Below are 13,403 nucleotides of genomic sequence, written 5' to 3'. Positions count from 1 at the left end.
AATTTGATAAGCATTAGATAAAAGAAAAACGAAGTGTGTTAAGGAAGGTGCGAATAAGTTTTCTTAAGTCCGCAATAGATTGCGTCTAAATTGGTAAGGAGTGATACCAAATACAGGTTTGAAACGACGGTTAAAATAACTCAAATCACTGAAGCCAAAGGTGAATGCCACATCAGCTAATGACATACCTAACTCAAGTGCTTCTTTAGCACGATTAATACGATAATTTTGCCAATACTGATGAGGCGTCATTCCAAAATAGTCACGAAATCGACGTAGTAAATGGTACTTCGACATCTGCGCCACTTGGCTTAATTCATCAAGTGACACCTCTTCAGTGACATGGGAATGCAGATAGTCTCGAACACGTTCGAATACTGGGTCTTTAATGCGTGTTGTAGTGTCTGTTTTCAGCCTTTCTTTATGAGCAAGACATTCAGCAAATTCATACAATGCAGACGAATATTCTAAAGAAGAAACGTTATTCTCTACTAGGCCCGCCAAACCTAAGATATGCGACCTTAGTTGTGCGTCATCTTGTAAGACTTTCCCGACTCGAAAACTTTTTGCTTGATGCACACCCGCGCTCTCTAGCATCGGGACAAGCTGATCAGGGTGAATATAAAGCATTTTATAATGCAAAGTACTCTCACCACCGGAGTGCCCATCATGTGCGTCTTCTGGGTTAAAAACAATCACATTACCAGCATGGCTTTTGTGGTATTCCCCTAAAGCAAAAAAGTCTTGGCGACCAGACAAGGTGACGCCAAAAGAAAACTCTTCATGAGCATGAGTGCCATAAGAAAAATCACTCATAGAAGCCTTAAGCAACATGACTTCATCAAGAGCTGCACTTTTAGCAAACTGGAAACGATTCTCTGTCAACATCACAACCTTCTTTCTCTCATGACCTGAAACAATAAAGCTAGATTACCTAATGTAAGATATAAAAGATTGGACGATGTTGCGAAATTCAGAAAAGAATGAGCAAAGTGCAAACATCATATGGGGCTCCACCATCATCAAAATATTGATAGACGGTGGCTCCCTTTAATATTTAATATCTACACTTATTTAGGAATGTTAAGCATCCATCTCATTGATAGAGTCTGGGCGTTTAGTGCGAGTTTTTGGTGTGGCGATCACTTCAAGGTAAAACGATTTCCAATGCTGGCTCTGTGCTGAGCTAATATTGGTGTTGATATCACCTTCATGAATCACTCTGGCTTTGTCTTTTGTTTGGCCAAATTTGCAATTGAATCCCCAAAAGTCCGCACCTTCTGGCAAAGCTTTTGTACGCTCTTGTTTGATGTACTTCTTCACTTCATTCTTTGCTTCTTCAATGAGGCGCTGGTATGGCTTTTTTGGGTGAGACAAAACAAAGTTCTTTTTCATTATGATCCTAAAAGTATGAGACAAGCTTACATAGCTGCCTTGATACCTCGCATGATAACGGGTTCCCTGTAAAGCAGCCATCCATATCAAAGATAATCCGAATTTTATTCACTAAAAATCACCTCATAAAAATGCGGATTTTCAACACAGACTTCTAGCTTAAAGAGATGATCTAAAACCACCAGCTGCTCTAGGTCATCCACCTTCATCTTGATGCATTCTTCTCCCATTTCATTACGCTGAGTATCCATAGCGATGCCTTCCAGAGCCTCACCTGTTTTCATGGTTAAACGGATGGGATAACGGTGCATACAAACAATTTCAATCAGATCATATTCGTGACAACGGATCATTGTTGAATTCCTTCGGTCTATCCTATTCCAGGGAAGGTGCGAACAAGTCCACTGGCTTCAGCGTGTGGATAAACCTTTATTATTCGAGACAAGCTTCGCAGTCCAATATTGAACATATTGGCAAGAAGCTTAACAAAGAATAAAAAGGGTTTAGCCCACGCCCTTCGGGTCTTTCAGAGAAACGGTCTCTCTGATAAGACTGAAGTTCAGAAGACTTAATCTCACCTTCCCTAGCCATTGTACTCTTTTTTATCTAATGCGCTGCTGAGTGAAGCCTGATGAAGGCATGCCGATTCAAACGACACACTTCAATATCAACCTATGACGCTCAAAATATCATTAAGAATAGAGCGAAGCGTTTCGTTTTGTGCAGGCTTACGAATTGGTATAAATGTGGTTTTCATCGCTTTCTTGTAAAAAGAAGCGAGTTTCTACAAAAAATTAACGCTTAAATAGAACTTTCTTTAAAAAAATTTTGCTGGTGCATTAATACACAAAAACTACGTCCATAATGGGTCACTGCTTCCCATGCACAAGATTAAGCGTTCTTAACTTTTCTCCCCTTTGCCAATAAAAACAGTAGATTATCGCCATATAAAAAATGCGCCAAATTGGTGCGAAATTTTCATCAATATACTTTGAATCTTAAGTAAAAACCCTAAACAATCATTACCTTATCCACTGGTTCTAACAATTTTGATTTCTGGTTCTATTTGCTGCCAAAGATATACAGGCAAACTAATAATCGAGTGATAGATACAAATATCCAAACTGAACAAAGCACCAGAAACAGTCATGGAACGGCTTTCAGAATCGTACTTTATAAGCACTGTTCAAAAAGAATCAAACGACTAAAAAACTCGAACTGTAATAACCTATGAGGTAATAAGAAATGCATAAAAGCAGACTAGTAAAAGCGCTTTCACTGACAGCAGGTCTAGTGTTATCAGCAAACACTTTTGCAGCAACTTGGAAAATGGCAGTTGGTGACGGCGGTGGCAGTGCTCAAGAAGCATTGGGCTTAAAATTCTCAGAATTATTGTCTGAAAAAACAGACGGCAAATACAGCGCAGATCTTTTTGTAAACGGTCAACTTGGTTCTGAGCAAGCAACAGTGAACGATGTTTCTCTTGGCACATTGGACATGTCGATTCTTGGTAGCAACAACTTGGCGCCATTTAGCCCATCCATGGGGATCTTCTCTCTACCTTACATTTTTGAAAACATCGACCAAGCTGAAACCGTAATCAACAGCGGTATTACTGACGAGCTTGTAGAAGACGCGATCAACAATGCTGGTGTACGCGTAGTGGCATGGAGCTACTCTGGTTTCCGTATGCTTACAAACTCAAAACGTCCAGTGAAAACGATCGATGACCTTCAAGGTTTGTTTGTTCGCGTTCCTAAAAGTGACTTGATCATCAAAACTTACCAATCTCTAGGCATCAACCCAACGCCAGTTGCTTGGTCTGAAACCTTTACGGCTCTTCAACAAAAAGTGGTTGATGGACAAGAAACACCATACGCAGCGATCTACTCAATGAAATTCGCTGAGATCCAGAAGTACCTAACAGAGACTCACTACATGTTCCAACTTGAGCCTCTCATCATTTCTGAGTCTGTTTTCCAAGATCAATCTGCAAGTGTTCAAGCGGCTATCTTAGAAGCTGGTAAAGAAGCGACAGCTTACAGCCTATCTTGGATCAAAGAACAAGAAGCAGGCATTAAGAAAGAGCTTGTGTCTAAATACGACATGCAAATCGACCAGTTGGAAGACGAAGGCGAATGGGTAAAACGTGCGCAAGCAGGTGTTTGGCCTGAATTCTTCGACCAAGTTGGTGGTGTTGAAAAGATCAATGCGCTTCTTAACCTTTTAGGTCGCGAAGAAATCTAAAAAACGAAGAAGGCCAAGTGGTAACACTTGGCCTTTTTTCATTAGCGGTGCTTCGAATATAAAGCACTGATTTAAAAACACACTCTGTCCTTGTTCATCTATCACACTGATTCAATCCAGATTATTAGGTTATTGATTAGCACAACCCTCTCTTAATCTTATTCATGCAGGCGCTTTCCTTAAGAGGATTTCAATCATGCTCCAGATTAATAAAATTCTATACAGTACTGACCTTTCAAAAGGCGCTGAAGAAGCCTTTAAATACGCGGCTTTTCTTGCCAAAAGCACAGACGCTGAAATCCACATTTTACATGTCGTCGAAAAGCTTTCTAGCGAAGCAAAAATGACATTAGAAACCTATGTGATGGACGACTCTCAACGCAAAGACATGCTTAAGGCTCGTAAAGAGCAAGCAAAAGAAAAGCTACAACAAAGACAAGATGAGTTCTGGGAAAGCGTTCCAGCAGAAGACCGTATTGTACGCAACAAAATCAAATCCCTTGACGTCATTGAATCCTTCCCGATGGAAGCCATTTTGAAAAAATCACGAGAAATATCTGCAGACTTAATTGTTATGGGAACCCATGAAAAAGGCTTCGTGGAAACCTTTTTAGGAAGTGTGGCAAAAAATGTTTTATCTCGCTCTCGTATTCCCGTACTCGTCGTTCCCTTGATTAAAAAAGAAATCTGATAGCCCAAACAACAAGGCAACATACAGCTTTAATAAGGACACCAAATGATTATTAGTTTTCTTATCCTCGTCAGCAGTGACAACAGAAGGATGGCAAATATATGTTATTAATAATCCGTAAAATCGCCCTACCAAAACAACTGGGCATTGGAACCTTCATTTTTGTTTCCAGTGTTTTCATTGTGCTAATGATGTTCATCAATCAGCTTTTCAGTGCCAAGATCAACGACATAGTGACATCTCATCAACTGAAAGAAACGGAACTGGTTGCTAATCAATTATCCGAGGTTTACTACACCTTAGAATCAACTCTACAAGACAGCAGCGACTTCTTAAACAACCAATTAAAAGACTTACAAATTTTTGAAGACAAGCCAGTTCAAGTCCAAGGCGTTGACTTACCGTCACTGCAGCTTCGCTACCAAAAGCTGAACGGCCACAGCACCTTCATGAAAAACTTTGCCAAAACATCAAAACTGGGCAGCAGCCTTGTTTATAAAAAAGGCGACCAACTTTATCGTATTGCTCGATCTCAAGCAGACATTCCCGAAATACTAGACAGAAACGCACCTGCGTTTGCTGCGATACAAAAGAATGAAAAGTTCGTTGGCAAAGTATCTTTGAATGGGGCGGACTACATCGCGCTCTATTCTCCCCTATCTAACTTGTCTGGTTTTTACAGCGAAATGCTGGTTCCATACGCCCAAGTATTAACGCCACTGAAAGCGTCTGTGAGCAAAATGCTGTTTGGTAAAGACGGTTATATTTTTGTTTCTGACTCTGGAGCCCATAAAGGAGAGCTGCTGATTCACCCTTCAAATGAAGGTAAAAATCTTTTGGCTCTGCATCAAAACAATCCAGATATTCTCAATGCATTCAACCAAATGTATAAAAACACTGAAGGGGTTGTCACATATACATTACCGAACCAAGGCGCCAACTCAGCACGCGTTTCCAAAGCGATTTTCCAAACCGTACCGGGCTGGAATTGGGTGGTTACCTTGGAATCCTACCAAGATGAATATCAAGCCGACATTGACAGCATCGTCTGGCTCATCGCAGGCATTGCCGCGATTGCGTCTTTGGTTCTCACCAGTATTTTATGGTTCTTAATACGTCGAGCCCTGAAACCTCTGCAAGATATTTCCCGTGGTTTAGGACAATTAGGTCAAGGTAACCTTGCTTTCCATTTCCCTGCGCCAAGGGACAAAGACAGCCAAAACGAAATTGATATTTTGCAAAACGACACCATTCGCATGCGAGACAATTTAGTCGCACTGGTGACCAAGGTTCAGCGTTCTAGCCAAGCCTTATTAGCATCAACTCAGTCGATAACTGACGCCAATGTGGATTTGCGTAACAGCGCGACCAATAGCCAACACGCCAGCATTCAAGTGGGCTCTGCCGTCACTCAAATATCAACCGCCATACAGGACGTATCGCACAGCGCTCACCTTGTGTCGAAGGAAGCCCTAACGGTTCGAGAATCAACTGAAGAAGGCCACAAAGCGGTTAAATCGGTCGAAAACACAGTGAGCCAATTGTCTTCTGCTTTTGGGAAGGCATCCGACACCATTGGCGATGTTGCAGACAGCTCTAAAAATATCGGTTCTGTTGTTAATGTCATCAATGAAATTGCCGAGCAAACCAACTTACTCGCTTTAAACGCCGCTATTGAAGCCGCCCGTGCAGGCGAACAAGGTCGAGGTTTTGCGGTGGTTGCCGATGAAGTGAGAGTACTTGCACAACGTACTCAACAATCGACGGAGGAAATCAAAAAAGTCGTCGAAACACTTCAGAAAAACAGTCATTCTGCAGTGAAAGAGATGGAACAAGGACGAGGACAAGTATCGGAAAGTGTCGAATTAGCCATTGCTGCTGGCCAACTGTTAGATCGAATCAATCAGTCCATTAAAGCGGTTGAAGCGGGTGTTCATAACGTTGCTACCACAACCGAAGAGCAAAGTGTGGCGTCTAGCGAAATCCGCCAAAATGCTGAGTCTCTTCAAGCGGCATCAACGGAAACCTTAGAACAAGCCGATCAGACACAAGGCCACAGCAATAATATTCGCGCTATTGCGGAAGACCTGCAAACTGACTTATCCGCGTTTACTTTGAAATAACTTTGCTTTGAAGTAGCTTTTGCTTTGAAGTAAGTGAGACCAATCCACCCTTATGATCACGCTACAAGCTGTGATCATAAGGATGACAACTAATGGCTACTCTGTTGCTCCTCCTGCAGGGCTTCCTCTTCCGCTTGATGCTCTGCATTGTCTATCGCCCATTCGCTGGCGGCTTCAACGGCCACTGTTGAGGTTGTCGGTAAAACGCCAAGATAACTGTCTGTATCCTCTACTGCGACTTCCTCTTCTTGTTGAGCCATGCTATACACAGCAAAGCTCGCAATCCCTAAAAACGTCACGCCAATCACCAACCAGAAAGCACTAGGACCAAACACCTGCATGAACCAGCCACTCAATAATGGCCCTGAAATCGCACCGACACCAAAAGCAAAAACCAGTCCGCCGGATGCAGCTGGCATCTCACTAGGGGAAAGTGAGTCATTCGTGTAAGCGAGAAACAAAGCATAAAGTGGCGTTGAAACACCACCAGCAAAAAAGGCCGACGCCATAAGGGGCCAAAAGGCTTCTTGACTCATCCAACCAAAACCACAAGAGGCTCCGCCAATACAGGACAACCAGAAAATCAACTTGCTACGACTCACACGGTCAGACAACCAACCAATTGGATATTGCATCACCAAAGCGCCAGCAAACAACATGGCGACAAATAAAGCGATACTGTTTGCTGAAAGCCCTATTTGGCTACCAAAAACCGCTCCCATACCAGATTGTGTTGCATAAACACTGCCCAATAAAAAGATTCCCACCGCCCCCAACGGAGAGACCTTCAATAAAGCTAAAAGCGGCATGGGCTTAGCGACTTGTACCGCAGGAACGGCCGCCGCAGATAAAAGAATCGGAGCAAAAGAAACAGAAACCAGAATAGAAGCACAAATAAACAACACAGAAGTGCTCGCATCACCCAACGTTAATAACCCTTGCGCTCCGATAATGCCAAGCGTTTGAGCAATCATATAAGCCGATAAAACCTTGCCTCGTGTATCGTTCGTCGCTGAGTCGTTTAACCAGCTTTCTGCGGCGACATAAATGCCCGACATACAAAAGCCTATTAACAAACGTATCGGCGTCCAAGCCCAAGGGTCCGTTAACAAAGGGAAAGAGATTAAGCCTGCGGACATAAAGCTGCCCAACGCAGCAAACACGCGGACATGACCGACACGACGAATCAAGACAGGTGTAAAACGTGCACCCGATAAAAAACCGACATAATAACCTGATGTGATGATCGCCAGCTCAGCAGAAGAAAAACCCTCAATTCCGCCACGTAAGCCGATCAAGGTGAAATGCATGCCATTGCCAAGCATGAGAAGAACAATCCCAAGCAATAAAGCCCAAACTGTCGAAAGTACCTGAATCATGAACCACCCTCATGCTTTACTTTATCGCTAGATGTTCAATTGCCCTAAGAGAAACCGAGCAATATAAACGCGCTAAGTTAGGTGGTTTCACTTGCTACTACGCTATTCCTATTTCTCCTTATAAGATCAACCAAGACCGTCATAATATTGACCACAAACGTCATCAATTTATCTAAAACCACAACCTCATTTTTCAAACAATTAGACACAAAAAAGCCCCGTTATTATTTCTAATAACAGGGCTTGTTTTTGCTTTCCAGTAATCGTTACATCAAACTCGATGGATTACTTATTCGCTTCTCGACGTGCTGCAATTTCTTCACGACGAACGCGTTGTGCTAATTTGTCTAAAATACCATTAACGTATTTATGACTTTCTGTCGCGCCAAAGCCTTTTGCCAATTCAACGCTTTCGTTGATAGCAACGCGGTATGGCACGTCTAGACGTTCTGATAATTCAAATGCGCCAATACGCATCACTGCCAATTCAATTGGATCAAGTTCACTCAATGGACGATCAAGCAATTCTTCAAACAATCCGTCTAGCTTTTTCGCGCTGGCAGTCACACCTTGCAGAAGCTCACGGAAGTAAGATTTATCACAAGACGCCATGTCTTGATCCATCACGAATTGGGTTTCAATCTCACTCACGGAAGATTGGTTCATCTGCCATTGGTAAACCGCTTGTAATGCCAAACGACGAGAAGCACTGCGCATTTGCGAGCGCGAAGGCTTTTTCGCCTTCTTTTTCGGTGCTGGAGTTTGGTCGTTTGTTGTTTCCACTTCGCTCATTTTTTGCCTCAGTTATCCAGACTATACGGCCTTGTGGGCTAACGCTTTTCGTCTGTTTTGTAGTGCTTATGTTCGTCTGCTAGACAGTGCCTCAAGCCAATATGGCTCAAAGCACAAATATAGGTTTCATCTTGGCCGGCGATTATAGCAATTTTTATTCTACGTTTCTCTGCAAACTTCTCTAAAAATCACAAAGAAAACATCATTTTCTTGCTCTCAAGATCAAGAAGCGAGAAAAAGGCTTACAAAGCAATGTGGTTCGCCACCAGCCGCAAGAAAATTACTTTCTTTAACGACCTTTAAAACTCGTCATCTTCCAAATACGTTGGTTGATAAACCAAACGTAAATCTTGACCAACCTGACGCACAGATTTGAGTTCTAACTCCACAGCTTCATCCATCGTTTCTAAAGGCAGCTGGAACAAAGGACGCGCACTCGAACCCAATAATTTAGGCGCCATGTACACAACGATTTCATCCACTAATCCTGCTTGTAAAAAGCCACCAGCGAGTTCGGAACCTGTTTCAAGTAAAACTTCATTAATACCTGCATCAGCAAGTTGTTCCATCGCATCCAACAAATCCAAACGACCGTCTTCGCCAGGAGGGGAAAAACGCACAGTCACGCCTTTCTTCTTCAACACCTCTAAATGCTCTTCTTCGATTTCTTCTTCGATAGAAAAGACACACGCTTGAGACGTTGGATAAAGAATCTTAGCCTCAGGAACAATCGACAACGCCGTGTCCATCACAACCCGTAAAGGCTGGCGTACGGTTTTCGGGTCCGCTTCTTGGTCATCGCTGTCGATACGAACTGTCATGCTCGGGTTATCCGTCAACACAGAGCCAATCCCTGTGACGATGGCATCACTCTGGGCACGTAAACGCTGCACATCAAGGCGTGCATCGCTTCCAGTAATCCATTGGCTTTCACCAGATTCCATCGCTGTGCGGCCGTCCAAACTCATCGCTAGCTTCACTCGCACATAAGGCAAACCTTCACGCATGCGTTTAATAAAGCCAAGATTAAGCGCTTCACATTCCGCTTCTAAAACAGGGCCAATGACTTCGATACCGGCTTTTTTTAATTTTTCTAAACCACGACCTGATACTTCAGGGTTTGGGTCTTGCATGCCAAAAACCACACGACTCACACCCGCTTTAATCAAAGCATCGGCGCAAGGTGGCGTTTTGCCTTGATGACTGCATGGCTCTAAAGTGACGTAAGCGGTTGCGCCTTTTATTTGGTCTGACGCGTTATTCTTCGCATCCGCCAACGCATTAACTTCCGCATGACCTTCGCCAGTTTTGAGGTGAAAGCCTTGACCAATCAACTGATCGCCATTCACCAAAATACACCCAACACGAGGATTTGGATGAGTGGTATAAAGGCCTTTTTTCGCCAGTTGAATTGCCTTCGCCATCCAGTATTCGTGGTTATAAACTGTCATTCTTTCTCTTCTTTAGATTCGTATGCTTCCGCGCTGTTGCTTTCTAGGCGATCAATCGCTTCACGGAATTCACTGATGTCTTTAAAGCTTCGATAAACCGAGGCGAAGCGAACATAAGCCACTTGGTCGAGTTGCTGCAATTCATCCATTACCGCTTCGCCCGTCCAACGAGAAGGCAATTCTCGTTCACCTGTGGCCTGCATTTTTTCTTTAATTCGAGTAATGGCTGTTTCCACAGCTTCACTGCTCACTGGGCGCTTTTCTATCGCCTTGATGATGCCATTACGTAACTTATCTTCATCAAAGGTTTCACGGCTGCCATCGCTTTTAATCAGCTTTGGCATTTGTAATTCAGCCACTTCAAACGTGGTAAAACGTTCGTGACACTGAATACAAGTGCGGCGACGGCGTACTTGTGCGGCTTCCGAAACCAAACGGGAGTCGACAACTTTAGTATCTAGAGTTCCACAAAAAGGGCATCGCATGGCGCTTCCAATATCACTAATTTGGTGTAAGAATGCCTTGATAAAGGCCATCATTTTCTGGTTCAAATCATATCAATCCCGCCAACATATAGCTACAAACGTACTTTTCAAAAAAATGTACTTTTTCGATTCTTCTTGGCAGGGAATAAAGAGGAATTATGCCGTTTGCAGAATTAGCTGGCTTGGTTGCCGCATTGTGTTGGACTGTTTCTAGTCTCATGGCGCCCAGATTAATCGAGCGTTTTGGAAGCATGCGTTTCAACACGGTAAGAATTTCTATCGCCAGCCTAATATTGTTACTTATCTGTTTCGTTGGACAACGCTTTAGCGATCAGCTGTGGCAACATTCAGAGATGATTCTCCTCTCTGGCGTCGTGGGAATTTTTCTTGGCGACACCATGTTATTCAGCGCGGTACATCGCCTCGGCCCCAGACGAGCAGGTGTGTTGTTTGCAACCAATGCACCTATGTCTATTTTGCTTAGCTGGTTGTTTTTAGGTGAGTATTTATCGCTGAATCAATTATTCGCCTGCGGGCTGGTTTTAACTGGTGTTGTCATCGCTATATTATTTGGTAAACGAAACAATAACCACGCTTGGGAGCAAACTAAAGGCAAATTAAGTACCGGTATTCTCATGGCGCTGGGCGGTGCACTTGGCCAAGCCAGTGGCGCGTTACTCAGCAAACCAGCTTTATTAGATGGTGCAGATCCTATTGCGGTGTCTGCATTGCGCGTCAGCACTGGCGCCATCGCTCTCATTCTTGCTTATGGATTATTTTATCGACATAAACAATCGGCTGACGCCTTGCCTATTTGGCAATTAAAAGCAGCTGATTTTATCGGTGCTACTGCAATGGCTACAATTGGCATGGTGATCGGCATGAGCATTTTGGTGTGGGGAATCGGCAACGCGAATGTTGGCATTGTCACCACTTTATCGGCGGTCGTGCCTGTTCTTATTTTACCTGCACTGTGGATTACCACAGGTCAACGCCCTGCATTTGGTGCTTGGCTAGGCGCAATTTTAGTAGTCACAGGTGCGGCTCAGATTATTCTTCATTAGCCACAGCTGTGTTATTCTTACCCTACTTTCAAATCATTCAATAAGTGACTCATTTTATGGCTCAGTTTGTATACAGCATGAACCGCGTTGGGAAAGTCGTTCCTCCTAAACGCGAGATTCTTAAAGACATTTCTCTTTCTTTTTTCCCTGGCGCTAAGATCGGTGTTTTGGGTCTTAACGGCTCAGGTAAATCTACGCTTTTGCGCATCATGGCGGGCGTTGATAAAGAATATAACGGCGAAGCTCGTCCAATGCCGGGCATCAAAATCGGCTACTTGGAGCAAGAACCTTACCTTGATCCAACCAAAAACGTTCGTGGCATTGTTGAAGAAGCCTTTGCTGACGTCATTGACGCCATGGCGCGTCTTGACCAAGTTTACGCAGAATACGCAGAGCCAGATGCAGACTTCGATGCCTTAGCAAAAGAGCAAGGTCAGCTTGAAGCTTTGATCGAAGCAAAGGAAGGTCACAACCTAGAGCGTGCGCTTGAAGTGGCAGCCGATGCGCTTCGTCTTCCACCTTGGGACGCAAATGTTGAGCACCTTTCTGGTGGTGAACGTCGTCGTGTGGCTTTATGTCGTTTGCTATTAGACAAGCCAGACATGATTCTTCTCGACGAACCGACTAACCATTTGGACGCGGAATCCGTTGCTTGGCTAGAGCGCTTCTTGAAAGATTATCCAGGTACCGTTGTGGCGATTACCCACGACCGTTACTTCCTTGATAACGCTGCAGGCTGGATTCTGGAGCTTGACCGTGGCCACGGTATTCCATACGAAGGCAACTACTCTTCTTGGCTGGAGCAAAAAGACGCTCGTCTAGAGCAAGAAGCAAAACAACAAGCTTCTCATCAAAAAGCCATTAAATCGGAGCTTGAGTGGGTTCGCCAAAACGCCAAAGGCCGTCAATCTAAGTCCAAAGCACGTTTGGCTCGATTCGAAGAGATGAACTCACAAGAGTTCCAAGATCGTAACGAAACCAACGAATTGTACATTCCACCAGGGCCTCGTCTTGGCTCTAAAGTCATCGAGATCGAAGGCGTGAGCAAAAGCTTCGAGCATAAGATGCTACTAGAAGACTTCAACATGGTTGTTCCTCAAGGTGCTATCGTGGGTGTTGTCGGTGGTAACGGTGCTGGTAAATCGACTCTGTTCAAAATGATCGCAGGCATTGAAAAACCAGACACAGGCACAGTGACGTTAGGCGAAACCGTGCAACTGGCTTACGTTGACCAAATGCGTGAATTGGATGGTGACAAGACGGTATGGGAAGAAATTTCTGACGGTCAAGACATGATCACAGTTCACAACTACAAAGTACCTTCTCGTGCTTACATCGGTCGCTTTAACTTCAAAGGTTCTGATCAGCAAAAATTTGTTAAGCATTTGTCTGGTGGTGAACGTAACCGTTTGCACCTTGCAAAACTGCTTAAAGAAGGCGGCAACGTATTGCTACTGGATGAGCCGACCAACGACCTTGACGTAGAAACTTTACGTTCACTGGAAGACGCGTTACTGGCCTTCCCAGGTGCAGCGATTGTTATTTCCCACGACCGTTGGTTCCTAGACCGTATTGCCACGCATATTTTGGCGTACGAAGGCGATTCAAAAGCAGTATTCTTCGAAGGTAACTACGCTGAATACGAAGCCGATTACAAACAACGTACCGGCAACGAAGCCACACCAACACGTATCAAATACAAAAAAATCGATGCGTAATTCTATTTAATGGGATAGGTTGGTAAAGCAATGAGAAGCCGCTTTCAGAAATGAGAGC

General features: G+C 43.9%; 13 protein-coding genes. 6 read left to right on the top strand and 7 right to left on the bottom strand.

Features of this window, described 5'->3' with window-relative positions; translation table 11 throughout:
• Positions 1 to 63: 63 nt before the first annotated feature.
• From ACMUMQ_RS09320 to ACMUMQ_RS09310, 3 genes are all read right to left on the bottom strand, one after another.
• The gene (locus ACMUMQ_RS09320; RefSeq protein WP_414681716.1) at positions 64 to 888 is read right to left on the bottom strand and encodes an AraC family transcriptional regulator; all 825 of its coding nucleotides are present in this window, start codon (positions 886 to 888) and stop codon (positions 64 to 66) included.
• A 195-nt stretch (positions 889 to 1,083) separates the two neighbouring features.
• On the bottom strand, positions 1,084 to 1,395 hold the full coding sequence (locus tag ACMUMQ_RS09315; protein ID WP_414681715.1) for a DUF6172 family protein: 312 nt from the start codon (positions 1,393 to 1,395) through the stop codon (positions 1,084 to 1,086).
• Between the two features lie 104 nt (positions 1,396 to 1,499).
• Positions 1,500 to 1,748, bottom strand: coding sequence for a Rho-binding antiterminator (locus ACMUMQ_RS09310; protein WP_414681714.1), 249 nt, complete (start codon positions 1,746 to 1,748; stop codon positions 1,500 to 1,502).
• An 892-nt stretch (positions 1,749 to 2,640) separates the two neighbouring features.
• On the opposite strand from ACMUMQ_RS09310, the gene ACMUMQ_RS09305 reads away from it, so the two are divergent.
• From ACMUMQ_RS09305 to ACMUMQ_RS09295, 3 genes are all read left to right on the top strand, one after another.
• On the top strand, positions 2,641 to 3,642 hold the full coding sequence (locus ACMUMQ_RS09305; protein ID WP_414681713.1) for a TRAP transporter substrate-binding protein: 1,002 nt from the start codon (positions 2,641 to 2,643) through the stop codon (positions 3,640 to 3,642).
• A gap of 196 nt (positions 3,643 to 3,838) precedes the next feature.
• Positions 3,839 to 4,333: a universal stress protein gene (locus tag ACMUMQ_RS09300; protein ID WP_414681712.1), complete on the top strand. Its 495-nt coding sequence runs from the start codon at positions 3,839 to 3,841 to the stop codon at positions 4,331 to 4,333.
• 101 nt (positions 4,334 to 4,434) lie between these two features.
• Complete coding sequence (locus ACMUMQ_RS09295) at positions 4,435 to 6,456, top strand: methyl-accepting chemotaxis protein (RefSeq protein WP_414681711.1); 2,022 nt, start codon at positions 4,435 to 4,437, stop codon at positions 6,454 to 6,456.
• An 89-nt stretch (positions 6,457 to 6,545) separates the two neighbouring features.
• Here ACMUMQ_RS09295 and ACMUMQ_RS09290 read toward each other — a convergent pair whose 3' ends face one another.
• Positions 6,546 to 7,835 (bottom strand): MFS transporter, encoded by a 1,290-nt coding sequence (locus ACMUMQ_RS09290; RefSeq protein WP_414681710.1) that lies wholly within the window; start codon positions 7,833 to 7,835, stop codon positions 6,546 to 6,548.
• 11 nt (positions 7,836 to 7,846) lie between these two features.
• On the opposite strand from ACMUMQ_RS09290, the gene ACMUMQ_RS09285 reads away from it, so the two are divergent.
• Positions 7,847 to 8,011 carry a hypothetical protein gene (locus ACMUMQ_RS09285; RefSeq protein ID WP_414681709.1) on the top strand — a complete coding sequence of 55 codons (165 nt, stop codon included), beginning with the start codon at positions 7,847 to 7,849 and terminating at the stop codon, positions 8,009 to 8,011.
• A gap of 109 nt (positions 8,012 to 8,120) precedes the next feature.
• On the opposite strand, the gene nusB is transcribed toward ACMUMQ_RS09285, so the two are convergent.
• The 3 genes from nusB to nrdR form a co-directional block, all read right to left on the bottom strand.
• On the bottom strand, positions 8,121 to 8,627 hold the full coding sequence (gene nusB / locus ACMUMQ_RS09280) for a transcription antitermination factor NusB (protein ID WP_347984197.1): 507 nt from the start codon (positions 8,625 to 8,627) through the stop codon (positions 8,121 to 8,123).
• Between the two features lie 299 nt (positions 8,628 to 8,926).
• Positions 8,927 to 10,078: a bifunctional diaminohydroxyphosphoribosylaminopyrimidine deaminase/5-amino-6-(5-phosphoribosylamino)uracil reductase RibD gene (gene ribD / locus ACMUMQ_RS09275; protein ID WP_414681708.1), complete on the bottom strand. Its 1,152-nt coding sequence runs from the start codon at positions 10,076 to 10,078 to the stop codon at positions 8,927 to 8,929.
• Positions 10,075 to 10,563, bottom strand: coding sequence for a transcriptional regulator NrdR (nrdR, locus tag ACMUMQ_RS09270; protein WP_414681707.1), 489 nt, complete (start codon positions 10,561 to 10,563; stop codon positions 10,075 to 10,077). The genes ribD and nrdR overlap by 4 nt, the downstream gene beginning before the upstream one ends.
• A 158-nt stretch (positions 10,564 to 10,721) precedes the next feature.
• Between nrdR and ACMUMQ_RS09265 the strand changes: the two genes are divergently transcribed.
• Together ACMUMQ_RS09265 and ettA are read left to right on the top strand one after the other, a co-directional pair.
• Positions 10,722 to 11,627 (top strand): DMT family transporter, encoded by a 906-nt coding sequence (locus ACMUMQ_RS09265; protein WP_414681706.1) that lies wholly within the window; start codon positions 10,722 to 10,724, stop codon positions 11,625 to 11,627.
• A 56-nt stretch (positions 11,628 to 11,683) separates the two neighbouring features.
• Positions 11,684 to 13,345, top strand: a complete 1,662-nt coding sequence (gene ettA, locus ACMUMQ_RS09260) for an energy-dependent translational throttle protein EttA (protein ID WP_414681705.1) — start codon at positions 11,684 to 11,686, stop codon at positions 13,343 to 13,345.
• Positions 13,346 to 13,403: the final 58 nt, after the last annotated feature.

Origin of the sequence: Marinomonas algae (genome assembly GCF_047525555.1) — a bacterium.
GTDB lineage: Bacteria > Pseudomonadota > Gammaproteobacteria > Pseudomonadales > Marinomonadaceae > Marinomonas.
This window is presented reverse-complemented; position numbering and strand designations above follow the sequence as displayed.

Coding starts and splice junctions, on each gene's coding strand:
- ACMUMQ_RS09320 (WP_414681716.1), bottom strand. CDS start 888: ATGTTGACAGAGAATCGTTTCCAGTTTGCTAAAAGTGCAGCTCTTGAT.
- ACMUMQ_RS09315 (WP_414681715.1), bottom strand. CDS start 1,395: ATGAAAAAGAACTTTGTTTTGTCTCACCCAAAAAAGCCATACCAGCGC.
- ACMUMQ_RS09310 (WP_414681714.1), bottom strand. CDS start 1,748: ATGATCCGTTGTCACGAATATGATCTGATTGAAATTGTTTGTATGCAC.
- ACMUMQ_RS09305 (WP_414681713.1), top strand. CDS start 2,641: ATGCATAAAAGCAGACTAGTAAAAGCGCTTTCACTGACAGCAGGTCTA.
- ACMUMQ_RS09300 (WP_414681712.1), top strand. CDS start 3,839: ATGCTCCAGATTAATAAAATTCTATACAGTACTGACCTTTCAAAAGGC.
- ACMUMQ_RS09295 (WP_414681711.1), top strand. CDS start 4,435: ATGTTATTAATAATCCGTAAAATCGCCCTACCAAAACAACTGGGCATT.
- ACMUMQ_RS09290 (WP_414681710.1), bottom strand. CDS start 7,835: ATGATTCAGGTACTTTCGACAGTTTGGGCTTTATTGCTTGGGATTGTT.
- ACMUMQ_RS09285 (WP_414681709.1), top strand. CDS start 7,847: ATGCTTTACTTTATCGCTAGATGTTCAATTGCCCTAAGAGAAACCGAG.
- nusB (WP_347984197.1), bottom strand. CDS start 8,627: ATGAGCGAAGTGGAAACAACAAACGACCAAACTCCAGCACCGAAAAAG.
- ribD (WP_414681708.1), bottom strand. CDS start 10,078: ATGACAGTTTATAACCACGAATACTGGATGGCGAAGGCAATTCAACTG.
- nrdR (WP_414681707.1), bottom strand. CDS start 10,563: ATGCGATGCCCTTTTTGTGGAACTCTAGATACTAAAGTTGTCGACTCC.
- ACMUMQ_RS09265 (WP_414681706.1), top strand. CDS start 10,722: ATGCCGTTTGCAGAATTAGCTGGCTTGGTTGCCGCATTGTGTTGGACT.
- ettA (WP_414681705.1), top strand. CDS start 11,684: ATGGCTCAGTTTGTATACAGCATGAACCGCGTTGGGAAAGTCGTTCCT.